We start from the raw sequence: 22,407 nt of genomic DNA on the forward strand, positions 1-22,407 counted from the left end.
CCACATATATAATTATAAGAAATAACTGCTGAGGATTTACCAATCATAGGAGCACATGTTAGAATTAAATAGGAACAATTGTTCTATTTTTTATCAAGAAACAGGAACGGAAGTGGCAGCATGGACCAAGAGAAAACAGAAGAATACGAAGTTAAGGACATTTTTGAAGAACTCCGATTTGAACTACCAGACATTATTCTTGATTTGCTTTGTAACGAGCATAAGAAATAATTTCTCTTATAGCATCATCTGATAACTCATTACCTTCGTGGCGCAACATTCCTTTTAGCTTCAAAATTGCTTCATCGTCAGCTAATTCAATTGCACTAAGAAATTCTTTTACTCCTTTTGAAATAACCTTAGATGTACCTTGATTTGTATCACTAGTTCTTCCTAGTAAGTAATCTGTGGTTACCTCAAAACGGTCTGCAGCATCATTAATAAATTTGAATGACGGTTCCCGTTCGTCTCTTTCATACATACCAATCGCGCTTTCACTGACCTTGAATATTGTAGCAAGGTCTTTTTGCGTTAGATTATTTCCCGTGCGAATTGCACGTAACTTTTGCCCAAAAGTGGCCATCAATTATCACCCATTCATAATATTAACACAATACGTGTTAAAAAATATTCAGAAACACAAAACGTGTTGACACCACGAAATGTATTCAACATAATAAGGTCAACAACACGAAATGTGTTTTTGGAAGGTGGGGCCAACAACTATGAAACAATTGATTGCTAAGCGACTCATAGAGCTTCGAGGCGATACCAGCAGAGAAGAAATAAGATTATCAGCGCGAAGTTGTAAAGGTTGAAGTACTATAAATACTATTAATCAGTATTGATAAAAACTTGAAAAATCCTAAGAAATCTTTACAAACATAGTATTGATAATATAGAAAATAATAGTAATATAGTAAGGGTGATGAAAAAATAAGGGGAGGACAAAAGATGAAAAAAATTGTTTTGCTGCTACTTGTTTTTCTGTTCACCCTTCCACTTAATGCTTTTGCGCATGATGGTAAAGTTAATGAAGTAGTACCAGAGGTAGAGATCACACAAGATTTTGAATCACTTCCTAAAAGTATTACTGTCGAAGGCGATTATGTCTGTGTGGATGATGATTTAGCGCTCCAATCAGTTGACGGTGAGGTTGGACCACTGAGTACTTGTTCTGGAGACGGAGGATATGCTCGTATAGAGCCAGCATTTGGCCTTGGTGGTGCGGTCAGATGGGAGGTTAATCCTCGATTCTCTACAGTACACTTTTTTACAGGTACACTGGTAATATCAAGATATATAAATGGTCTCCCCACACCTTATGATACTGTAAGTTTAGGTTTACCAAAAGGTGAGTACAGTGTCTCCATAATTGGCTCAGCAAGAGATGCTTCTCAGCTCTTTAGTTGGTACGTACCGCCATGTGTTATAGGATTAAATGTCTGATATGGCACATTCACGTAATCATAAGAAGTTGAACATAAGTAACCTCTGCCCTATGGACTTAAATTTTCTTTTATATATAGAAAATATTTATGAATGCTACCATGGAGAAAAAGAAATCTTCCCGGGGAAGTACTTAATTTCAAACGAACAGGAATTACTGGAATATGAGAGTTTTAAAGAAAACTTGAGCACAAGTTGGGATGAAATTGTAAAGGAGTATGAGCAACAACAGTATATGGATAACCCGTTTAAAACGATCCATTTTAGAGATTGTTTTAAACGTTTGTTTCGAGAGGATTCAGTTTTTCATACATCTGAAAGAGTATGGAAGACTTTTTCCTTGTGGTGGTGGTCTGAGTACGGTGTTAAAACATACATGGAGAGATACTCTGATCTATTTATGCCAGAAATGGCTGAGCAGATATGGGAAGGACTTTTTGACAAGGACATTAAGGTTGGTGCCGATAATTCACTTTATGTCATGCTGTTATTTAAACAGCCTGTTATGGTAACTCCTATGAATTCAAACAAGTTATATTTCTCAAGTATCAATGACTTTGCATATAAAAAGGAGGAGATTATCCGCAACGTTGTTGACCTGTTTGTATAAGTGTTTAAAGCTGGTATATATGAGACATGCACACATATATAAGAAAAGAGACTGGATCAATTGACTGGTCTCTTTCTACTTCTTCTACCACTTATCAAAACGAACCTCTAATCGATTACCTTCTGAATTAAAAGAGATCTCGAACATGTTTCCTTCAGCATCTTCACGAATTCGTGTGTTGTCCTTTATATAGTAAATTGATGCACCTAATTCTCTCGCTTGTTTACGTGCATGTTGATTGGCACGCATCAGAATATCTTGGAGTTGTTCTCGATTTGGATGCATCAACATACCTCCGTTTGTCGATAATTTCCCACATCTTACATCAATTATTCCAGTCTTACAAGTATCGATAATATTAAGTACCAAATGGGGGGCGATGCCCCTCGCCTCTATTAGAGTAAGCAAAAGTCACCACCCAGTGATCTGGATGGTGGCTTTTCATTTTATGATATAATCACTTAAAACAGGAGTAAGGCGCTATACGGATTGCAGAACTGACAGCATCCATCATATGGGGCAAAGTGTTATCTAGTTCAAGGTGAAAGCCAACGGACTTCATATTTTGGAATAACTATCCCCTGCATCCTTGGCAATCTTCTGAAAGCATGATGACGAATTGACGCCGACTTTGGCAGAGTTGGAGGATGGTTTACCTTTGCTAGACAGCTTATGCAATGGAATCCTGATGCTCGAATCGTGGCACTGATCGCCATCCTATTCCAATTGCATATTGTGATCTCTGGACTAGACCGGAGCATATAGTCATGGAATAATAAGGGAGAACGTAGCAGTTGCAGAGAGGGGTCATTGCTTTATGGTTAATATCGCGTTGGTAGAGCAGGTATCTGTTAGGGAAAAGGTTGTGGCGTTCACGTTTGATGATGGGCCTCATCCAGTCTATACACGTCAAGTGCTTGAGATATTCCGCCGTGCGAGTGGGCAGGCGACGTTTTTCATGATCGGCAAAGAGATGGAGGCTCACCCGGAGATTGCGGCGGAGGTGCACCGTGAAGGGCATGAGATTGGAAACCATACGTACACGCATCCGGACCTGACAAAGCTGACGCTGAAGGCAGCTGGAGAGGAACTGCAACGTGCAGAAAGTCTGGTTCAAGAAATTACGGGGCAAACTACCCGCTGCTTCCGCCCGCCGTATTTTGGCGTAAACGATGACATTCTGTCTCTGGCGGCGGAGCGCGGATATCAAACGATTGGTGCGGTAAACGGTGATGCGAAGGATTGGGACAATCCCGGCGTTGAGCACATTCTGGAGCATACCCGGTCTGCGGTGAAACCCGGGAGCGTGTTAATTTTCCATGACGGGTACGGGGATCGTTCCGAGACAGTGGAGGCGGTTCGAGTATTGGTGGATGAACTTGTCGCGGAAGGGTACCGATTGGTCACGGTAAGTGAATTGTTGAGATTTTCTTACTAATCGTTAAACAGAGTATTGTAGATTGGGCCCATCATTCATTGGAATGATAGGGTCCTCTTTCTTGTCCAGTATCCATCAGCCCAGAAGTTTAATTATTGAACAATGGCTCCGTGCGAAGCAAATAGTTACCCCTTACCTCTGCAGCCCAATAAGCAAAGACTTCTCTCCATTGAACACTGTTAAAGAAATCGTCTACGGATTGGTTGTCGGAATCCCAGTCAACAAATATGTTGAGAGGTGTGATTCCTCCGGCCCAAATTCCATTACTGACGTCCGTTCCCTTCTCCCTCACTAATAAGATTGGAATGCCGAATTGAAAGGCCATGGCAGGCTCGATTTGAGAAAAGGTCGATCCTTCCCAGAACGGAGTGGTCGTTGGTGGCTCTCCTACATTGGAATCAAGAATTTGAACATAAAATCTGCGGAAGTTGATTGCGAGTAATCCATAGCTTGAAAAAACCAGGCGTCGTATATTCGTTAGAATGTTTTCCGGGTATTGTTCACTAACGGGCAATGTGCGGGGAAAGAGCAATGCATCTTCAATTTCCCTAATCAGACGGGTCAGAAATTGCTCTTGCAGGTCATTTACCGTGTTGGTTGTACTCAAAAATATAGGAATACGAAAAGCGCGGTCTACACATGCATCGATAGCGGATGTTGTATCCTTTTCATTATGAATGGCCTTAGTTGGACTTGAGGAAGAGGTTCTTAAATTACCGCGGACGGGTGGAAGCTCCGTTACCATGCTTACGGGGGAAAGCTTTTTCATGGCAATAGGCTGAGTCTTAACTTTATTTTTGGGATTACTCAATGTTCACATCTCCAATGCAAGGATCTGGTTTATATTTAGCCCAGTCTATGCACATTAGCCCATTTGTGTGACGTGATACTCGTGAGGGTGCATATGCCCTTTACCCCATCAACTGATTACTGTATTTTTTTGAAATTTTACTTCGTACTAGAATGTAATTTATAATAATAAGTTAATATAAACCGCGTCAGGAGGATACAATGGACTTTATCAAAAATCAACTAGACGGAACGGGCATGAGTGAACAAACCATTGGATATCTTTCGAATTTGATCATGGTGGTATTTATAGCTGTGGTCTCCATACTGGCCAATTTTATAGCCAAAAAAATCGTGCTGAAGATTATTATCCAAATCATCAACAACAATCGGTACACGTGGGATAAAATCATTGTGGAGAAAAAAGTGTTCCACAAGCTCTCGCATCTCGTACCGGCCATTATCATCTATTATTCAGCGTATATCTTCCCGTCCTATCAGGCTTTGATTGAAAAGGCAGCTCTAACTTATATGATCGTCATAACCATCACGGTATTAAATGCGTTACTTAATGCCTTTGATACCATATATCGTTCCTATGAAGTCTCCAAGATCAGACCCATTAAGGGATACATTCAGGTGGCCAAGATTATTCTTTTCATCATTGGGGGCATTATCGTCATCTCGAGCCTTATTGGTCAGAATCCGTTGATTATTCTCAGTGGACTTGGTGCGTTATCAGCCGTTCTGATGCTTGTCTTCAAGGATTCCATATTGGGACTGGTGGCAGGCGTGCAATTATCATCGAATGACATGGTGCGTGTTGGTGACTGGATTGAAATGCCCAAATATAATGCCGACGGCGACGTCATCGATATTACATTAAACACGGTAAAGGTTATGAATTTCGATAAAACGATCACGATGATTCCGAGCTACGCACTTATTTCGGATTCATTCAAAAATTGGAGAGGCATGCAGGTATCCGGTGGCAGAAGGATTAAAAGAAGCGTCTATATTGATACAAGCAGCATAAGCTTCTGCACCAAGGAAATGATTGGGGAATTTCAGAAGATCCACTATCTTACGGACTATCTCGAGACAAAATTAAATGAAATTAACGAATACAATATAGAACATCATATTAATACGGAAAGCATTGTGAATGGTAGACAGCTTACGAATGTGGGTGTATTCAGGGAATATATCCATCAATATTTGAGGAATCATCCGAAAATCCATAAGGATATGACGTTGATCGTGAGACAGTTGGCACCTGGAGATAACGGACTACCACTTGAAATCTATGCATTCAGCAATGATATCACCTGGGGTGTGTATGAATCGGTTCAAGCCGATATCTTTGACCACATCTTCGCCGTTGCGCCGACATTTGGCCTTCGTGCCTTCCAGAATCCAACAGGTCATGATATCGTGCAACTAAAAGAAATCCCCCAGTATTCAAGAGGATATTGAGATAGGTTATTTACCTAATCCAAAATGAGTATGAACAGAGGAAGCACCGTAAAGGTGCTTTTTTTGTTCAAAAAGTGACATATACACTATTTACAAAAATGGAAATAATTAATAGTATAATCATATGGGTATGATTTCCAGATTCTACTTTTCACGCATCATCTAGAGGTTAGAAATAAAATGTCCGCTTTGAAGATTTAAAAATTAATGGAGGTGAATTTCGTGGCACGTGTATTAGTTGTAATGATGCCTGCAGAAGGACATATCAATCCGACACTCGGAATAATCAAGGAACTGATAGAGAACGGCGATGAGGTCGTCTACTGTTGTACGGAAAAATATCGGACGAAGATTGAAGCGTTAGGTGCACAATTTAAAGCCTACTCCTTCAACGAGGCTACCCTGCTCAACAACCCAGATATGAAGCCATTTGAAATCAAACATCCTTACCAATTTTTATATATGGTTATGAAAAAAATTATTCAACGCTTTATTCCGGATGTCCTGAATCTGATCGAAAATGAAACCTATGATTATTTAATTTTTGACTCTTTAATAGGCTGGGGAGGACAAATTTTAGGCGAAAAGCTGGGTATTCCAGCAGTATGCTCCACCACCACTTTTGTTTTTGTGGAGCCTCTCGGATTAGGTAATCAAAATCAACTGAAGGATGACGATGAGGAGGTCAAGGAGCTATATAACGACATCATCGAGATGTCCCAGCAATTAGCGTCCCAGTTCAATGTGGCTGTTCCTTCTTTGGCGGAGCTTTCAGGGCATCCAGGACAACTGAAGATTGTTTATACAAGCCGCTATTTTCAACCCATGGGGGACAAGCTGGATGAGAGCTTTGTGTTCACTGGCCCGTCGATTACCCCCCGTAAGGATGCACCATCCTTTGCCAAGGAATCTCTTCATGCCGTATATAAACAGGCGGTTTATATTTCGATGGGAACCATTTTAAATAAGGATCTTGATTTTTATAAGCTGTGCTTTACAGCTTTCGGTGATTTGCCTGTGCAGTTTATATTGTCTTCAGGGAAGGACACTGATTTGGAGCCGATTGCTGATCTCATTCCTGACAATTTCATCATCAGACCTTATCTCCCACAATTGGAAGTGCTGCAGGGTGTGGATGCTTTTCTGACACATGCGGGCATGAACAGTACAAGTGAAGCTTTATATTATAATGTACCGTTGGTGATGCTCCCGTTAACCTCGGATCAGCCGCGTGTAGCAGGCCGGGTGCAGGAGCTCGGAGCAGGGGTCATCGTGGATAAAAATAACCTTACACCCGACGTACTGAGAAACGCGGTATTAGAAGTGCTCGGCAATGCCTCCTACAAGGAACATGCTGAGGTTATTGGGAAAACGTTACGCGACGCTGGCGGGTACAAGCAGGCTGCTATCGCCATTCAGAACTTTATGGGCGATCGGTCGTTATCGGCCACGCCGATCTCTTCGCATGAATAAAGAGGCAACTTGCCTTTATTAAAATTAGACAAGAAAGCCACCACCCGGCATAACGGGTTGGTGGCTTATATTTGATTCATCTGCGTATGGAGGGGTAGAATAAACGAGAGGGCATATCACCTTTTCCATATCGTTTTAGTATATCTTTCGCAAAGGAGAGTTTACCAGATGAATCATACCATTCCGGAATATACGTTGAATGATGGCTTAAAAGTACCTGCCATTGGCTTTGGTACCTATAGCTTAAAAGGCGAAAAAGGGGTCAATTCCATAGCATCCGCGATGGATGCAGGTTACCGACTGATTGACACAGCGTATAACTATGAGAACGAGGCGACTGTCGGGAAGGCCATTAAGCAGAGCTCCGTTTCCAGAGAAGACCTGCTCATTTCATCTAAACTGCCAGGGCGTTACCATGCCTTCGAAAAGGCGATCGTAGCCATCCAGGAATCTCTATACAGAGCAGATCTGGATTATTATGATCTATATCTGATTCACTGGCCGAATCCCAAGCAGGATATGTATGTGGAAGCGTGGCAGGCACTCATTGAGGCGAAAAAACGCGGATATATCCGTTCCATCGGAGTTAGCAACTTCCTTCCGGAACATAATGATCGCCTGATTAAGGAAACGGGAGTAGCGCCAAGTCTGAATCAGATTGAGCTGCATCCATTCTTTGATCAAGCAGATCAGCGAGAGAAGGATTCGCAGCATGGCATTATTAACGAATCGTGGAGTCCGATTGGTCGTGGTAATGATGCTGTACAAGATATCGTAAAAGATGAGCAGATCCTTCGTATTGCCGAAGCTCATGGCAAAACGGGTACGCAGGTTATTTTACGCTGGCATACCCAGCTTGGGTCAATTCCTATTCCTAAAGCAGGCTCGCTTCAACACCAGCAAGAAAATATCGACATTTTCGATTTCGAGCTGAGCGAGAAAGAAATGGAAGTCATTTCTTCTTATAATCGTAAAGATGGACGACTTTGGAATCAGGACCCGAGTGAATACGAAGAATTTTAAAAGGCTGAATTTAAAAACGTGCGATTCACCGTATGGTGGGGAAAACGAGTATAAAGGAAACATAGCCTCCTATTCTACAGAGATGTAGATAGGAGGCTTTTTTGTTGTATTAAAAAAGTGGATGCAATTCGAGCAGGAGTAATATGGGCGAAGTTAGTGATACAGCTAACTACTCAACCAATTCCTTAGATCTCTGCGCCATATCCTGTAAAACGCGAGCCACCCGACTTTTTCTGCCTTTTGCTTTTCTCTGTATTCTTGCGAGCGATCTTTTATACGCTTCCACATCTGTTTGAAGAGTGAAGTGTTTGGCAGCAATCCGTAATGTTTTCTTTAACAATCGTGCGGAAGAGCGTGTTGTTCTGGACCGGAAGCCTTTGCGCAAGATTCGCAGCGTTTTTTTGTAGGTTTGGAGGTCAGCTGATGGTGGTACAACGCAGAATAAATTGAGAGCGGAATCATTGAACCCATAGGTTTCGAGCATGATTTTCAGATTTTCTGTATTGAGCACTTCCCCTCGGAAATGGGTAGGATGTTCTTGATGATAACCTACGACCTCCTTAATACAGTAGAAGGGCACTTTCAAACGATGCAGTCTGTAGCCCAGATCCCAGTCTTCAAGCCCATACAGTACAAACCTTTCATTGAAACCTCCAACTCGATTTAGAAGGCTTCGGCGGATGGATACACACCGCGTGACGAGCAGCATCCATGGAGCCACATCGGTGCTGGCAAATTGCTTGATGACACCAGGCGGTATTTTGGTTGGGAAAATCACTTTGGACAATGTATCTGTCTGATGAATGATATCTTCCGGTGTGACCAGTGGGACGATTTCATTCGCTGCATCAAATTCAGGACGCCATAAGTTTGAAGGGGTAAGGATTGAACGGCAATGATCTTTTTCCGAGGGCGAGAAGTCCGGATAGTAGTGGGTATAAGCATCGGCAAAGGAATGTGGAAAACCCGAAACGACGGCTCTGGGATTTTTACGATGATATTGACGCACGGTTCGAATAAATTCGGGTAATGCCAGAAAGTCAGCATCACAGAAGATAACATATAGCCCTTTGGCATGCTGAAGTCCCAAATTCCGGATCGCTGATCTGCCACGTTGCTCCGTCTGCGATACGTAGGTCAAAGGATATGAAGACTGGAATGCCTGGATCTGTTCTTTCGTTCCATCAGTGGAACCGTCATCAGCTACGATGACTTCGAAAAGGTGCTTCGGATAGGTTTGTGTCTCTAAGGCTGCCAGAGTAAGCAATAACTGATGGGCCCGATTATAGGTTGGGATAATGACGCTGTAGCGGATCGCCATTCCTGTTTCCTCCTTCACGTTGTTGGACGCTCCTTATGAAAAAATCGAACACGCTCAATTAAGAAGTGATATTAGTTTATTCCATATATGTGGCAGCGATTGGTCAAACACCTTATGATTTTTGAAACGGGCTTGATCGATCTCTTTCTTGTGCTCACGCTCATCGTTCAATCTGGAATTATGATCTTGATCTCTTGCATTCATGTGCAAATCCTGCGCTGCACAAGGAAATATCAAATTTTGGATATGCCGGCAAGAATGGAGGATAGCCAATATATCGGGCAAGCGGTAACTTTATGGAGAGCGATGACAGGGCTGCTTATCCACGATACACATTCAATGGGGGGACGTGAAGCGATGAAAAGGTCATGGAGAAAACGACTGGCAATTGGAATCTGCCTAATGATGAGTATTGCTATTCTTGGGGGCTGTTCAGGGGGAAATGGAAGTGCAGGTGAAGCAGGAGGAGATGGACCCACCCCCATTTCAATCTGGATGTCGATGAATACCAATGCTTCCATCACACTCAAGAGCATGAATGAAATTACGGCGATTAAGGAATGGGAGAAGAAAACCAATACCAAAATCGAATTCCAGCATCCCGCTGTGGGTGCCGAGACCGAACAGTTCAATGTCATGATTGCCTCGAATCAGCTGCCTGATGCCATGTTTGTCAATGGAGATTACGCCAAGCTATTCAATGATGGTATCATCATTCGATTGAACGAACTCATTGATGAATACGCTCCCAATTTGAAAAAGATCCTGGAAGAGAATCCTGAGGTTGCCAAACAGTTAAAAGCCGACAACGGAGACATCTATGCAATACCGCATCTGCGTCTGGGGGAATACAAAACCTTCGGCGGCACATTCATCCGTCAGGATTGGTTGGATGAGCTAAAGCTGGAGAAACCGGAAACGCTGGAGGAGTGGGAGACGGTACTCAAGGCCTTCAAAGAGAAAAAAGGCGTAGCAGCGCCGCTATTGTTTGGTGCACCACCCAAAATGACCACGATGGGACCAGCGGCACCGACATATCTGGAGGCTTATGGCATCACTAATAATACGTTTATGAAAGATGGCAAGGTAGTCTATGGACCAATTGAGCCTGAATATAAGGAATTTCTAACCATGTTCCATCGCTGGTATCAGGAGGGATTGATTGATCCCGATTTTGCTACCAATGACCAGAAAACATATGACGCCAAAATTTTGAGCAGTCAAGCGGGTGCATTTTTCACCTTCATCGGTGGAGGTGTAGGCCGCTACCTGCCCGCTCTGCAGGAAACGGATCCGAACGCCAACCTGACAGCCACACAATATCCGGTGCTGAATAAGGGCGATGAACCGATGTTTACCGGACGTTCCTGGGAGTGGAGCAGTAGCGGCGTTGTGCTCACCAATAGCAACAAACATCCGGAGGAAACGGTCAAAGCACTCGATTATTTCTTCAGTGAAGAAGGACATATGCTGAAAAATTTCGGTGTAGAGGGCCTCACCTACACGATGAAGGACGGTTACCCGACCTATACTGATGAGATTTTGAAAAATCCGGACGGCCTGTCGGTTGCTCAAGCCATGGCCAAACATTTTATTGCGAACTATCCCTTCGTTGGGGAGGATGACGACCGGTACAACGAGCAATATTATCAGCTCCAACAGCAGAAGGATGCAGCGGTTCTGTTCTCCAAATATAGCGAGAATACGCTGAAGGTAGGCCTTCCTCCGACCAGTCTGACAACAGAAGAATCTACAGAGTACAGCAAAATCATGAGTGATATTGGAACTTACCGGGACGAGATGTTCGTCAAGTTTGTCATTGGGGTTGAACCGATAGAGAACTTTGACAAGTTTGTGGATCAGATCAACAAGTTTAACGTGAAACGAGCTATTGAAATTCAGCAAGCTGCTCTGGATCGGTATAACGCCAGATAAGGAAGAGATGTCCAAGGGTAATGAAGCCTTTTTACGGCTTTGCTGCCCTGGACGCCCTCTTTGGAATGAAAAAGGAAGGGGATGAAGGAGTTGTCGCACAAGTTTTCCTTGTTATGGCTCAATTACAAAAAGAATAAAGCCATCTATTGGATGGCTCTCCCCGTCGTTTTATATTTTCTCGTCTTCAAATACCTGCCGATGTACGGAGCCATCATTGCGTTCAAAGACTACTCGGTGGGCAAAGGCATATGGGGCAGTGATTGGGTCGGATTGCAGCATTTTCGTGATTTCTTTCAGAGCTATTATTTCTGGAGAATTCTGAAGAATACTCTTTTGCTAAGCTTTTATCAGCTGTTGTTCGGTTTTCCGGCACCCATTCTTCTTGCTCTTCTGCTTAATGAGCTCAGACATGAAATATTCAAACGTACGGTGCAGACAATCTCGTACATTCCTCACTTTATTTCCATTGTTGTCATCTGCGGTATGATTGTTGATTTCTCGTCCCGGGATGGACTGTTTAACACCATCATTGGTTATTTTGGCGGTCAGAGCAGTGCGCTTCTCAGTGATCCGGCCAATTTTCGTACCATATATACCGCCTCATCGATCTGGCAGGAGCTTGGCTTCTCCAGCATCATTTATTTGGCTGCGCTTAGCGGCATTAACCCCGAGCTCTACGATGCTGCCAACGTGGACGGAGCGAGTCGGCTTCGCCAGGTGTGGCATATCACGCTTCCCGGCATCATTCCGATGATTATGATTCTCCTTATACTCCGCATTGGAGGATTGATGGAGATTGGGTTCGAGAAAATTATTCTGCTCTATAATCCGAATGTGTATGATACAGCAGATGTAATCTCGACGTTTGTCTACCGCAAAGGGATTAGTGAAAGTGCTGAATTCAGCTATACAACCGCGGTGGGTCTCTTCCAGTCGGTCATTAACTTTGCGCTGCTAATCGGTGCCAACCGTCTGTCCAAGGTGATATCCAATACGAAACTGTTCTAACCAAGAACGAGGTGAAGGGAGGGATTTCTTTTGCGAATGAAAAGGTCCATTGGAGAGCGGTTGTTTGGCGGTGCGAACGCGATTCTGATGACAGGGCTGATTATCGTAACTTTGTATCCGCTGCTGCATGTGCTGAATGCATCGCTTAGCGACTCAGGTCAACTCATGGCCCATAGAGGCCTGCTGCTTTTCCCCAAAGGAATTACAATGGAGAGCTACAAGCTGGTGCTAAGCAACCCCAATATTCTGTCCGGATACCGGAATACGATATTCATTGTGGTGGTGGGCACGGCGCTTAATCTGCTGTTCACCATTCTGGGGGCGTACACGTTATCCCGCAAAAGCTTTATGCTCCGTAATCCGATTATGCTGGCGATTGTGTTTACGATGTTTTTTAACGGCGGAATCATACCCTCTTATCTGTTGATCAATAACACGCTCCATATGGGGAACAGCCTCTGGGCTCTGATTGTACCCGGTCTGATCAGCAGCTATAATCTGATTATTATGCGAACTTCCTTTGCGGAAATCTCGGAAAGTCTACTAGAGTCGGCCCGTATAGACGGGGCAGGAGAGATGCTCATTCTGTGGCGGATCGTCGTACCATTGTCTATGCCCGTTATTGCGGTGATGATTCTCTTTTATGGCGTCGGTCACTGGAATTCATGGTTCAGTGCGATCCTGTATATTCGGGACCGGAACCTGTTTCCACTTCAACTGGTGCTGCGAGAGATTCTGATTCAGAACAGTACAGACTCGATGACCACAGGAGCGACCGCTATGGACAAAGAGGCCATCGGGGAAAGTGTAAAATACGCAACCGTCATGGTAGCCACCCTGCCTATATTGTTCATCTATCCGTTTCTGCAGAAATACTTTGTTAAAGGTGTTATGATCGGAGCAATCAAAGAATAGAGTTGCCTTATCAAGCCATACCAAATAACAAACGGTGAGGAGGAGACGCATGAAGAGAAAAAGCATCCTGTTATCCTGGGGCATTTCTTACATGGTCATTCTGCTCATACCTATTGTGATCGGTGCTGCTGTTTTTGCCGAGTCTCGCATGTTGCTCGAGGAAGAAGTTAACCGTTCCAACATGGTGCTGTTATCTCAGGTACAGGAAACCATTGATAACCAAATTGGTGATATTGGCAGCATTAGCAATCAATTAATGGCTGACTCTCAACTCATGAGCTTCATTAATCATGCATCTGAACAGGATGCACGCTGGAGAATCATGGGGATTGATCTGATCAAAAACCTGAAATCTACACGCGTCGGAAATGGCCTGATTAGTGAGCTGTATATTTATATCAAACAACCAGATATTGCGTTGTCCTCGTCTTCACTTATTCAAAAAAATTATCTATATGACATGTTCTATCAGGGCACCAATGTAACCGAGGAAGCATGGACCCGGCTTATGCACAATTCCGGTAAGAGCATGTACCGAAAGATGGAGGTTCGGAGTGAAGATCGACGGATTGAAGACACGCTGGTCTATATTCAGCCGTTTCCTATTCAGAATGGCGCTGACAGCCCTGCGACCTTCGTTGTTAACCTGGACCCCAACCGATTCCAGCAAGCCATTGATAACGTACGTTTGGAAAAAGAGAGCACCGTGTTCATTCTGGATCACGACGGTCAAACGTTATTTTCTACCGGATCACTTGAAACCCCTTACATGAATGGGGAGGACCTTAACCTTTTTGATGATGCTGGGAAAAGAACGGAAACGATCGATTGGAACGGAGAATCCGTGACCATATCGCAGATTTCTTCCAAGATCCAGGACTGGAAGTATGTATCCATCATACCTACCCGAATCTATGCCAAAAAGCTGACGGTTATCCGCGATATTACGCTTGGAGGCATTGCCGCAGGGCTTATTCTTGGCGGGGTGGCAGCCTGGTGGTTCACCAGACGGAATTACCGTCCGCTGGGACGGATCATGAACATTATCTCGGATAAGGTCAAATGGAAACTGGAGCAGCCGGACGATGAATATGGCATTTTGCAATCTGTTCTGATCCAAGCCTGGGAAGAGCAGGATCAATTTGCGAACAGGCTTAAGGATCAGCAAAGCGTAATACGGAGCAGTTTGCTCTCCAAGTTGATGAAGGGAAGGGTACAGGTGGGTGAGGAGTTCGCATCGACCCTGGAACGTTCGGGTATTTGGTTCGAGACGGAGTCGTTTGCCGTATTGCTCCTGCACATTGAGGATGTTGAAGGGCTGTTCCGTTCCAGAGTACGTGAGCAGGACCAGGAGGAGAAGCATCAATTTGTGCACCTGATTCTGACCAATGTACTGGAGGAGATGATCGGCTCAATCGGTCATGTATATTCTGCGGACATTGATGGAAGAATCGCATTCCTGATCAATATTCGGGAGTGTGAGGAGCATACCAGTCATCGGTTAATTCGTGCAGTCGAAGAAGCTCAGCGTTTCATCGGCTCCCGATTCTGCGTGTATTTCTCTGTTGGCGTTAGCCATGTTCATCAACGTATCACGGAGATATCAGATTGTTTCCGGGAATCGGAAGAAGCGCTGGAATACAGGCTGATTCTGGGGATCGGTCAAATTATTGACCCGAACCGAATTCGTCGGCCCAAGGAGGAGCTGTATTACCCTCTTGATCTGGAGAGACAGCTCATCAATTATATCGCTACAGGCAATTATGCTCGTTCCACGGAAGTGATGAATGAAATTCTCATGACTAATTTTGCCGGAGAGCCCTTGTCTGTTGAACTGGCTCGCTGTCTGATGTTTGAGTTGATTGGTACCTTTCTGAAAGCTACCGAACAAATCAAGACGGATGACCAGAACGAGATGACGCAGCGCAACGATCTGATTCGGCAATTGTTTGCATGTGAGACCTTTGAGGAGATCGAGTCCGAATTGCTGCGAATACTGGAGACGGTATGCCAGACGGTGCATGAGCGCAAGCGTTCCCGCAGTGAGGAATTGAGGGATCAACTGGTGGAATTCATTCATGAGAGTTATGGGGATGTCAATCTGGGCTTAACCCATTTATCCGAGCGCTTTCGGTTTCATCCAACCTATGTCTCCAAGTACTTCAAAGAACAGACCGGGGTCAACGTGATCGATTACATCAACCAATATCGAATTGAGCAATCCAAGAAAATTCTACAGGCAGAGGAATTGACGATCCAGGACGTATCCGAGCGGGTGGGTTTCCTGAACAGCAATTCGTTCATTCGTGTCTTCAAGAAATATGAGGGAATTACACCCGGCCAATATAAGCAAAATAGCAGACTTGTCCAGCAAGAGGGTTGAAGAATATGACTTGCCTAGAGGAGGAACTGTTCCATGTGGAAAAAAGCTATTGAAGATGCACTCCCTGTCATCCGGCGTAATATAGATCGATTTGAAGGGCGCTTTCCCCATGTTAGTAATGGGGATGAGCATTATGTGCTTAACGATAATACGGAGTGGACGGCAGGGTTCTGGTCAGGCATCCTGTGGTTATGCACGGAGTATACTCAGGACCCGAGGTTTCGTGAGGCTGCAGTGAATAGCGTCGATAACTTCCGTCGGCGAATGGAACAGAAAATCATTTTCGATCATCATGATATTGGTTTCCTCTATTCCTTGTCTTCTAAGGCACAATGGATTGTGGAGCATGACGCGCCCGCAAGGAAACTCACGCTGGAAGCCGCCGATATGCTGATGAAACGTTGGCGGGAGGATGCAGGACTGATTCAGGCCTGGGGACGGAAAGGTGATGTGAATAACGGAGGGCGAATTATTATCGATTGCCTGCTCAATCTTCCACTGCTGTTCTGGGCGTATGAGCAGACCAATAACGAGGAGTATCGCCGCGTCGCCGAGCTGCATGCGCTGAAAAGCCGCCGTTTCCTCGTTCGTGGAGACGACTCCAGTTATCATACCTTTTATTTTGACCAGGCTACCGGAGAAGCCATTCGAGGGGGTACGCATCAAGGCTACAATGATGGTTCTACCTGGACTCGCGGACAGGCATGGGGGATATATGGTTTTGCACTGTGCAGCCGCTATCTGCAAAGTGCAGAGCTGCTGGAGACAGCCAAACGTCTTGCCCGTTATTTCCTTGCTCATCTTCCGGAGGATGAAGTAGCGTACTGGGATTTTGATGCCCCGCAGATGCCTGACACGAAACGGGACAGTTCTGCATCGGCCATTGTTTGCTGTGGTCTGCTAGAAATTGCCGGACGGCTTGATGAGGCAGATCCTGAGCAGGAGGTTTTTCGGAAAGCAGCGGAATCGTCCATGAGATCCTTAATTCATCATTATTCCACGCAGGGCTCGGACACAGCCGAGGGTCTGCTAAAGCATGGTTCTTACTCCGTAAGAGGTGGAGATTCACCTGACGATTACACGATCTGGGGCGATTATTTTTATCTTGAAGCGTTGATGCGTCTTGAACGAGGTATTCCTGGCTATTGGTACGATCGTCAATAAAGTGACTATGAACAAGTTCCTTGCCGATGAATCAAAATATTTTGACTCCAAAAGAAAAAGCAGCGATTCTTCCGTGATGACAGAATCGCTGCTTTTAATCTTTATATGTGAATACGTGCTGTTAAATTTGCGCTTTGGGCGCAAGTTCAATGGCGGAACGAATGGCGGCCAGCATACTTTTATCATCGGCGATGTTTTTGCCTGCGATGTCAAAGGCTGTTCCATGGTCTACCGAAGTACGGATAATGCCGCCTTTGAGACCTACCGTAATGTTCACGCCTTCTTCAATACCCATAACTTTGATAGGGGCATGTCCCTGATCGTGATAACAAGCCACAACGATATCAAAATCGCCACGGCCAGCGCGGAAGAATAACGTGTCCGCCGGAAGTGGACCAACCACGTTAATGCCTTCCTTTTGCGCACGTTCGATGCCGGGCTGCAGTTTTTCTTCCTCTTCACCATTACCGAACAATCCGTTCTCACCTGCATGTGGGTTAATACCGCAAACAGCTACACGTGGATTTTCGAAGCCGGCTTTTTGCAACGTATCATGAGCCAGCTTAACCACAGTGTATGTTCTTTCCGGGTTGATGCTCGCAATGGCATCAATCAAGCCCATATGTGTCGTAAGGTGAATTACTCGCAGATTGGGTGTAGTCAGCATCATGGAGAAATCCTCTGTATCGGTCAAATCGGCCAAAATCTCGGTGTGACCTGGATACAAGTGCCCGCCCAGGTGCAGGGCTTCCTTGTTCAGAGGCGCCGTGCAGATGGAGTGGATTTGCTGTTTTTTGGCTTGATCAATGGCTTTCGCCAGAAACTGAAATGCTGCATCTCCCGCAACGGCAGATACTTTCCCATACTCCAGATTGGCAGGAATGAGATCCAGGTCAATAACGTCTACAGTGCCGAATTCATACTTGGCTTCGGATGGCTCATGAATAGCATTTACCTTCAGGCTCGATCCGATGACAGGCAGGACACGCTCCAATATTTTGGCATCGCCAATGACGAGTGGATTGCAATTGTTGTAGACCTCCTGATGGCCCAATGCTTTCATAATGATCTCGGGTCCAATACCTGCTGCATCGCCCATGGTAATTCCTACGGTTGGTTTCATACGGTAACTCCTCCTTTTAATTTCTCAATCGCATGGATGAAGACGTCGGGCTTGCCGAATCCGCCCGCTTTGGTAATCACGTGCAGATCCTCAATTCCAATAAATTTCGATATCGGTACACCAATTTCAAGCTCATCGAGCAGCTCGAAACCGCTGATATTCCACTTCATACAGATTTGTTTAGCTGTATCTCCGCCCGTCATGGATACACCTTTGAAGTACCCACTCTCCAGCAGCTTGGCACAGATTTCACCTATGGCTCGTACAATTTCATTGCTGACCTCGGTGTGATTAAGTCCTCGGACTTCACCCGTAGCACGTGCTAGTTCAATATCTACCTGTTCGGCGGTTGAATAGAGAACAACGTCATTACCTTCCACGGCTTTGGCCATCACTTCCTCATACACCCGATCGATTTCTTGCTCACGATCTGCCGATCCCGATACGGCTTTGAACGAGTGGAACGGGATGGAGGATACGTTGGTTTTCTGCAGCAACAGCTTGAGCTGTTCACGAGAGTTTTTGTTCACACTCCCTACAACAGTGAGGATTGGACCTGGATTTGCCGGAATGTTTAATTCCGCAGACTTGGCTCCCAAGCCGTAATGAGTGGGAAGGTAGTTCGCGATCCCTGCAGAGCCTGCCCAGGCAAATGAATAATCCAGCTCACTGGTGATACTCAGAACCTGCTCCAAATGCTGCTCATCTGTCGAGTCGACGAGGATATAGGGAATGCCGTTTGCCTTCAAGGTTTCCAGTTGCGTCTTCATATGATCTGTACCCGATTCAAGATCACTCACCGTAATCTCGCCCACTTCATACTTGGTCTGGAGCTTGAGCAAATCCGGAAGATACGAAAGGGTCACAGGTGTCTTAGGATCATTCGCAATCTCGGTATCGGCCAGTGGAACCCCGTTCAGATAATGCGTGCCATTAAGAATGGTGCGGTTGTTCTTGGGATAGCCCGGGGCAATCATCATGAAATCGGGTTTGACCACATCGTACAAAGCGTCGATCTCAATCCCGATGTTTCCGCGCATGGTCGAATCCATTTTTTTGAAAATGGTACCAAATCCGTTCCTTAACAGCAATTCCGCTGCGCGGCTAACCCGCTGATACGCATCCTCCGGTGTGATGGAACGGCTATCCGTATCAAACACGACCGCATCGTAATGACGAATGTTATCTTCGTCCATGTTGAATAGTACGCTTGTCTTTAATCCATGACGGGCAAGCTGCACCCCGCTGTCATTGGCGCCGGTCAAATCATCTGCAATAATGGCTAATTTCATGCAGTCATCCCTCCTTGGAAAGCAAAATTTAATATAGGTCCGGTCAGCTAAATTCAATCCATTTATGTGGACGGTCTTTGATTGTATTTCTCGACACCGCCTGATTTCTCCAGCCTTTTGGAGAGGAATCCGATGAAGATCGGCAGCAGAATGGCAGTTGTCACAACACTTGCAGCAATCTGTACTGTAGCAATCTCGGCAATCGGGGCAAAAGAAGCGTTTGCAGCTACGATGGCAGCAGGCGTACCTACAGCATTACCGGCAGTAGAACCCTCAGAAGCACCAACGATCGGGTTCCAGCCAATAGCTCTGAACAGCAGGAATCCAACGCCGCCAGTGATCAGTACAGTCAGTACACCCAACAAGATACCGCTTAATCCACCTTGAATGATCGACGAGAAGTTGATGCCCATACCGAGTGAAAAGGCGAAGAATGGAACGAGCTTGTCGCTGCCTTTGTGCAGCCATTCAGCAAGGTTGCGATCCAGGTTACCGATAACAACACCGACGATCAGTGGAAGCAGTACGGCTACAAAAGCCATCGGGGAGAACATGCCGTTGGCGAAGCCCATCGCACCGAAAATGGAAAGAGCAACCATGGTGAGGAACGGTCCGTCGCTGAGCGCGAGGAACGGATAAGCAGCCTTGTCATCTTCTTTGCCGTATTGTCCGGCCAATGCGATGTACAGTCCGCCGTTGGAATTCGTCATCGCGGCAATGATAGCAAGCGGTGCCAAACCAAGGAATAAACCATTGGAATCCGCAAAATAGATGGCGATCAAACCTAATATTGCACCAACTGCCCACTTGAACACAAGCAATGTAACGCCTTTGCCAACCGAAGAACCGGCTGTCTTAAACGTAATTTGCGTACCAGCAATCAACAGGAACAGGGCGATCAATGTGCTTGAGCTATTGACGAACAGGGCTTCCGTGAAACCTCCGATCCGCAAAGCATTCGGAAAGAATGTGTTAATGGTTGCACCGAGCAGCAGGGGAACAACCATCATACCGCCAGGAATACGATCTAATGTTGCTTTAATGTTCATAGTAGTGGCTCCTTATGAAGTAATCGTTTTTATAAAGCGTTTGCAGGGATTATGTTATCCCAAATTGTTTATTTTAGCAACACTTATTTATTGTAAATTTTAAGTAATAGTTATGAGTGTTTAATTATGCAACACATAGAAGCGTAAAAAAAGCGTAAACCTAAAGTTACTCTTTAAGTTTACGCCATAACGTGGCACGGTTAATCCCTAAGCGTTCGGCCGCCTTGGATTGATTATTGTTTTCCTCATGTAGAACGAGTTGAATAATCTCTTTTTCGATTTCCTTCAGCGTACCATTGAGCTTCATCGTATTGGATGAGGGCTGTTCACCAAGAAGATGTGATAAGGTCTCGGCTGAGATGACGTAGTCCTGCTCATTCAGTGCAGCCTGTTTGATGAGATGCCTCAGCTGGTTCGCTGTCAAATGCGGAACTTGATCTCTAATGAGCTGCAGCGCGTCCTCTTTCATCTTCACCGCAACTGTCCCATACTTCTGGTAGTAATCGCTGAGGAAATGCTGGATCAGTGGAGCAAGATCCTCCTGCCTGTCCACAAGGCTCGGCATAATGATTGTATTCAGCTCGACATCCAGCGTTCTGTTTGGATTCAATCCCTGTTCCCCCAGGATGAATACCCCGATCTGCCTCTGAAGACAGGTCTGAATGAAGGAGATCAATTCCTCATCTTTCGAGCCATTTTCCAAATGGTTAATCTCCACGTTGCGTACTTTGGAGAGTGGAATTTTGTGCAAATGGCCTGGAGGAACCTGAGCAAGATCGATTTGGAGCATCAGCCCACCGCTGGAGTACATTTGATGAATATGTTTTACCAGAAAAGACTTGCCCGAATCGGCTTCACCTAGCAGATAAATGGGTTCGTGATTCTCGTAAAGCGCCCGGATATTCTTCAATACGCCCTGCATGGCAGGGGATTCGGCAACGATCGGCTCCATGGATATATCGGTATACGCCGTTATGCCGAATTGTGCAAAAGCATAGGGCTGTCCTTTTTCAAGGGAATACACTTTATAGCTTTTGTTACTTAACGTCGTTTCATAGGCCGTTACCGTAAGCTGGTAATCATCCACGATGAACACATTTTGAACTTGGGATTGATGGAAATCCAGATTGGTATTGGTGAGGTAAATGTGATTATCGGTCAGCGGATTCTGTTCAAAATCAGTCAAATTCTCGAATACAACCTCGTTCTGGTCGTCCAAGATCATGAGATTTGGATGCTCCTTGGTAACCAGGTTATTCAGTATGATGGATATCGCATGATTTTTGCTCAAGTACCGATATACCAACTGGGCATCTTCAAGCGCTCTGAGGATGGATTCCTTGCCAGACTGGATCAGCAATCCTTCCATTCCATAGGTTTTGGCTGTATTAACGGTGATGACATCGCCAACAATCTGACGGTACCCTGACGCTTTCAGCTCCAGCAGCAGCCTGGCCACATCCTCGGAGCTGCGTATGGTATATACCTTTAATGGCAGTTCCATTAGATCGATAATTGACTGCGCCCCTGACGTAATGTTGGCAAAACCAACGATCGCCGTTTGGCCGTTGAACTGGCTTGCCAGCGTTAGCGAACGAATCATGTCATATCCGGACAACTGCACATCAATGACGGGAATGGTTACGGCTTCCTTAATTAGTTGGGCGGTACCGCCGCGGCTAATCACAATCTCCGCCCCGTTTCGTTCCGCCTGGGCCGCCAATTCGGCGCCTTTCATCAGGTCGCCCACTTCATATTGAATAGCTAACTGGGGAAATAGCGGAATACATTCTTCTATAATCGTAGTCATGGATTCGTAAGGAGCAATAATATGAACTCGTGTACGCATAATTTTCCTGCCTTTTATAAAAATCATTCATGGTTCCTGCTGGTACATCAGACCAGAGGGCTTTCCTTATTATAGCCAACTTGCAGAGGAATGGCATCCCTGGCTCCTGC

19 protein-coding genes are annotated in these 22,407 nt (G+C 45.2%); 11 read left to right on the forward strand and 8 right to left on the reverse strand.

Going from position 1 to position 22,407, the window contains the following annotated elements; all coding sequences use genetic code 11:
* Window positions 1-193: 193 nt before the first annotated feature.
* The gene (locus MKY42_RS00970; RefSeq protein ID WP_090904999.1) at window positions 194-583 is read right to left on the reverse strand and encodes a helix-turn-helix transcriptional regulator; all 390 of its coding nucleotides are present in this window, start codon (window positions 581-583) and stop codon (window positions 194-196) included.
* A gap of 371 nt (window positions 584-954) precedes the next feature.
* Here MKY42_RS00970 and MKY42_RS00975 point away from each other — a divergent pair, with 371 nt between their 5' ends.
* Window positions 955-1,449: a hypothetical protein gene (locus MKY42_RS00975; RefSeq protein ID WP_090905001.1), complete on the forward strand. Its 495-nt coding sequence runs from the start codon at window positions 955-957 to the stop codon at window positions 1,447-1,449.
* Window position 1,450: 1 nt separating this feature from the next.
* On the forward strand, window positions 1,451-2,059 hold the full coding sequence (locus MKY42_RS00980; RefSeq protein ID WP_090905003.1) for a hypothetical protein: 609 nt from the start codon (window positions 1,451-1,453) through the stop codon (window positions 2,057-2,059).
* 84 nt (window positions 2,060-2,143) lie between these two features.
* Here MKY42_RS00980 and MKY42_RS00985 read toward each other — a convergent pair whose 3' ends face one another.
* Window positions 2,144-2,344, reverse strand: a complete 201-nt coding sequence (locus MKY42_RS00985) for a hypothetical protein (protein WP_090905006.1) — start codon at window positions 2,342-2,344, stop codon at window positions 2,144-2,146.
* 532 nt (window positions 2,345-2,876) lie between these two features.
* Between MKY42_RS00985 and MKY42_RS00990 the strand changes: the two genes are divergently transcribed.
* Window positions 2,877-3,497, forward strand: a complete 621-nt coding sequence (locus tag MKY42_RS00990; RefSeq protein WP_179262186.1) for a polysaccharide deacetylase family protein — start codon at window positions 2,877-2,879, stop codon at window positions 3,495-3,497.
* An 88-nt stretch (window positions 3,498-3,585) separates the two neighbouring features.
* Here the strand turns inward: MKY42_RS00990 and MKY42_RS00995 are convergent, their stop codons facing one another.
* Entirely contained in the window at window positions 3,586-4,308 is a 723-nt protein-coding gene (locus tag MKY42_RS00995; RefSeq protein WP_179262184.1) for a hypothetical protein, read from the reverse strand.
* Window positions 4,309-4,508: 200 nt separating this feature from the next.
* Here MKY42_RS00995 and MKY42_RS01000 point away from each other — a divergent pair, with 200 nt between their 5' ends.
* The 3 genes from MKY42_RS01000 (at window position 4,509) to MKY42_RS01010 (ending at window position 8,258) form a co-directional block, all read left to right on the forward strand.
* Complete coding sequence (locus tag MKY42_RS01000; RefSeq protein WP_339848073.1) at window positions 4,509-5,762, forward strand: mechanosensitive ion channel domain-containing protein; 1,254 nt, start codon at window positions 4,509-4,511, stop codon at window positions 5,760-5,762.
* A gap of 222 nt (window positions 5,763-5,984) precedes the next feature.
* Window positions 5,985-7,235 (forward strand): macrolide family glycosyltransferase, encoded by a 1,251-nt coding sequence (locus MKY42_RS01005; protein ID WP_339848076.1) that lies wholly within the window; start codon window positions 5,985-5,987, stop codon window positions 7,233-7,235.
* A 168-nt stretch (window positions 7,236-7,403) separates the two neighbouring features.
* Window positions 7,404-8,258 carry an aldo/keto reductase gene (locus tag MKY42_RS01010; RefSeq protein WP_339848079.1) on the forward strand — a complete coding sequence of 285 codons (855 nt, stop codon included), beginning with the start codon at window positions 7,404-7,406 and terminating at the stop codon, window positions 8,256-8,258.
* A gap of 169 nt (window positions 8,259-8,427) precedes the next feature.
* Here the strand turns inward: MKY42_RS01010 and MKY42_RS01015 are convergent, their stop codons facing one another.
* Window positions 8,428-9,579: a glycosyltransferase gene (locus MKY42_RS01015; RefSeq protein ID WP_339852652.1), complete on the reverse strand. Its 1,152-nt coding sequence runs from the start codon at window positions 9,577-9,579 to the stop codon at window positions 8,428-8,430.
* Window positions 9,580-9,693: 114 nt separating this feature from the next.
* On the opposite strand from MKY42_RS01015, the gene MKY42_RS01020 reads away from it, so the two are divergent.
* The 5 genes from MKY42_RS01020 to MKY42_RS01040 all read left to right on the forward strand — a co-directional run bounded on the left by MKY42_RS01020 (window position 9,694) and on the right by MKY42_RS01040 (window position 16,984).
* Entirely contained in the window at window positions 9,694-11,514 is a 1,821-nt protein-coding gene (locus MKY42_RS01020) for an extracellular solute-binding protein (RefSeq protein WP_339848082.1), read from the forward strand.
* 81 nt (window positions 11,515-11,595) lie between these two features.
* Window positions 11,596-12,522 carry an ABC transporter permease subunit gene (locus MKY42_RS01025; protein ID WP_076291973.1) on the forward strand — a complete coding sequence of 309 codons (927 nt, stop codon included), beginning with the start codon at window positions 11,596-11,598 and terminating at the stop codon, window positions 12,520-12,522.
* A gap of 30 nt (window positions 12,523-12,552) precedes the next feature.
* Window positions 12,553-13,437: a carbohydrate ABC transporter permease gene (locus MKY42_RS01030; RefSeq protein ID WP_072735774.1), complete on the forward strand. Its 885-nt coding sequence runs from the start codon at window positions 12,553-12,555 to the stop codon at window positions 13,435-13,437.
* A gap of 49 nt (window positions 13,438-13,486) precedes the next feature.
* Window positions 13,487-15,820, forward strand: coding sequence for a helix-turn-helix domain-containing protein (locus tag MKY42_RS01035; RefSeq protein WP_339848086.1), 2,334 nt, complete (start codon window positions 13,487-13,489; stop codon window positions 15,818-15,820).
* A 33-nt stretch (window positions 15,821-15,853) separates the two neighbouring features.
* Entirely contained in the window at window positions 15,854-16,984 is a 1,131-nt protein-coding gene (locus tag MKY42_RS01040; RefSeq protein ID WP_339848089.1) for a glycoside hydrolase family 88 protein, read from the forward strand.
* Window positions 16,985-17,105: 121 nt separating this feature from the next.
* Here MKY42_RS01040 and pdxA read toward each other — a convergent pair whose 3' ends face one another.
* From pdxA to MKY42_RS01060, 4 genes are all read right to left on the reverse strand, one after another.
* On the reverse strand, window positions 17,106-18,107 hold the full coding sequence (gene pdxA / locus MKY42_RS01045; RefSeq protein ID WP_339848092.1) for a 4-hydroxythreonine-4-phosphate dehydrogenase PdxA: 1,002 nt from the start codon (window positions 18,105-18,107) through the stop codon (window positions 17,106-17,108).
* A complete protein-coding gene (locus MKY42_RS01050) occupies window positions 18,104-19,399 on the reverse strand; it encodes a four-carbon acid sugar kinase family protein (RefSeq protein ID WP_339848095.1) in 1,296 nt (431 codons plus the stop codon). Before MKY42_RS01050 ends, pdxA begins: the two co-directional genes overlap by 4 nt.
* A 62-nt stretch (window positions 19,400-19,461) precedes the next feature.
* Complete coding sequence (locus MKY42_RS01055; RefSeq protein WP_090905033.1) at window positions 19,462-20,448, reverse strand: 2-keto-3-deoxygluconate permease; 987 nt, start codon at window positions 20,446-20,448, stop codon at window positions 19,462-19,464.
* 166 nt (window positions 20,449-20,614) lie between these two features.
* Complete coding sequence (locus MKY42_RS01060; RefSeq protein WP_090905145.1) at window positions 20,615-22,297, reverse strand: sigma-54-dependent transcriptional regulator; 1,683 nt, start codon at window positions 22,295-22,297, stop codon at window positions 20,615-20,617.
* Between the last annotated feature and the right edge of the window lie 110 nt (window positions 22,298-22,407).

Source organism: Paenibacillus sp. FSL W7-1088, from assembly GCF_037969855.1.
Taxonomy (GTDB): domain Bacteria; phylum Bacillota; class Bacilli; order Paenibacillales; family Paenibacillaceae; genus Paenibacillus.

Coding starts and splice junctions, on each gene's coding strand:
- MKY42_RS01015 (WP_339852652.1), bottom strand. CDS start 9,579: ATGGCGATCCGCTACAGCGTCATTATCCCAACCTATAATCGGGCCCAT.
- pdxA (WP_339848092.1), bottom strand. CDS start 18,107: ATGAAACCAACCGTAGGAATTACCATGGGCGATGCAGCAGGTATTGGA.
- MKY42_RS00980 (WP_090905003.1), top strand. CDS start 1,451: ATGGCACATTCACGTAATCATAAGAAGTTGAACATAAGTAACCTCTGC.
- MKY42_RS01000 (WP_339848073.1), top strand. CDS start 4,509: ATGGACTTTATCAAAAATCAACTAGACGGAACGGGCATGAGTGAACAA.
- MKY42_RS01055 (WP_090905033.1), bottom strand. CDS start 20,448: ATGAACATTAAAGCAACATTAGATCGTATTCCTGGCGGTATGATGGTT.
- MKY42_RS01025 (WP_076291973.1), top strand. CDS start 11,596: ATGAAGGAGTTGTCGCACAAGTTTTCCTTGTTATGGCTCAATTACAAA.
- MKY42_RS00975 (WP_090905001.1), top strand. CDS start 955: ATGAAAAAAATTGTTTTGCTGCTACTTGTTTTTCTGTTCACCCTTCCA.
- MKY42_RS01040 (WP_339848089.1), top strand. CDS start 15,854: ATGTGGAAAAAAGCTATTGAAGATGCACTCCCTGTCATCCGGCGTAAT.
- MKY42_RS01010 (WP_339848079.1), top strand. CDS start 7,404: ATGAATCATACCATTCCGGAATATACGTTGAATGATGGCTTAAAAGTA.
- MKY42_RS01020 (WP_339848082.1), top strand. CDS start 9,694: ATGATTTTTGAAACGGGCTTGATCGATCTCTTTCTTGTGCTCACGCTC.
- MKY42_RS01035 (WP_339848086.1), top strand. CDS start 13,487: ATGAAGAGAAAAAGCATCCTGTTATCCTGGGGCATTTCTTACATGGTC.
- MKY42_RS01060 (WP_090905145.1), bottom strand. CDS start 22,297: ATGCGTACACGAGTTCATATTATTGCTCCTTACGAATCCATGACTACG.
- MKY42_RS00970 (WP_090904999.1), bottom strand. CDS start 583: ATGGCCACTTTTGGGCAAAAGTTACGTGCAATTCGCACGGGAAATAAT.
- MKY42_RS01050 (WP_339848095.1), bottom strand. CDS start 19,399: ATGAAATTAGCCATTATTGCAGATGATTTGACCGGCGCCAATGACAGC.
- MKY42_RS00990 (WP_179262186.1), top strand. CDS start 2,877: ATGGTTAATATCGCGTTGGTAGAGCAGGTATCTGTTAGGGAAAAGGTT.
- MKY42_RS00985 (WP_090905006.1), bottom strand. CDS start 2,344: ATGCATCCAAATCGAGAACAACTCCAAGATATTCTGATGCGTGCCAAT.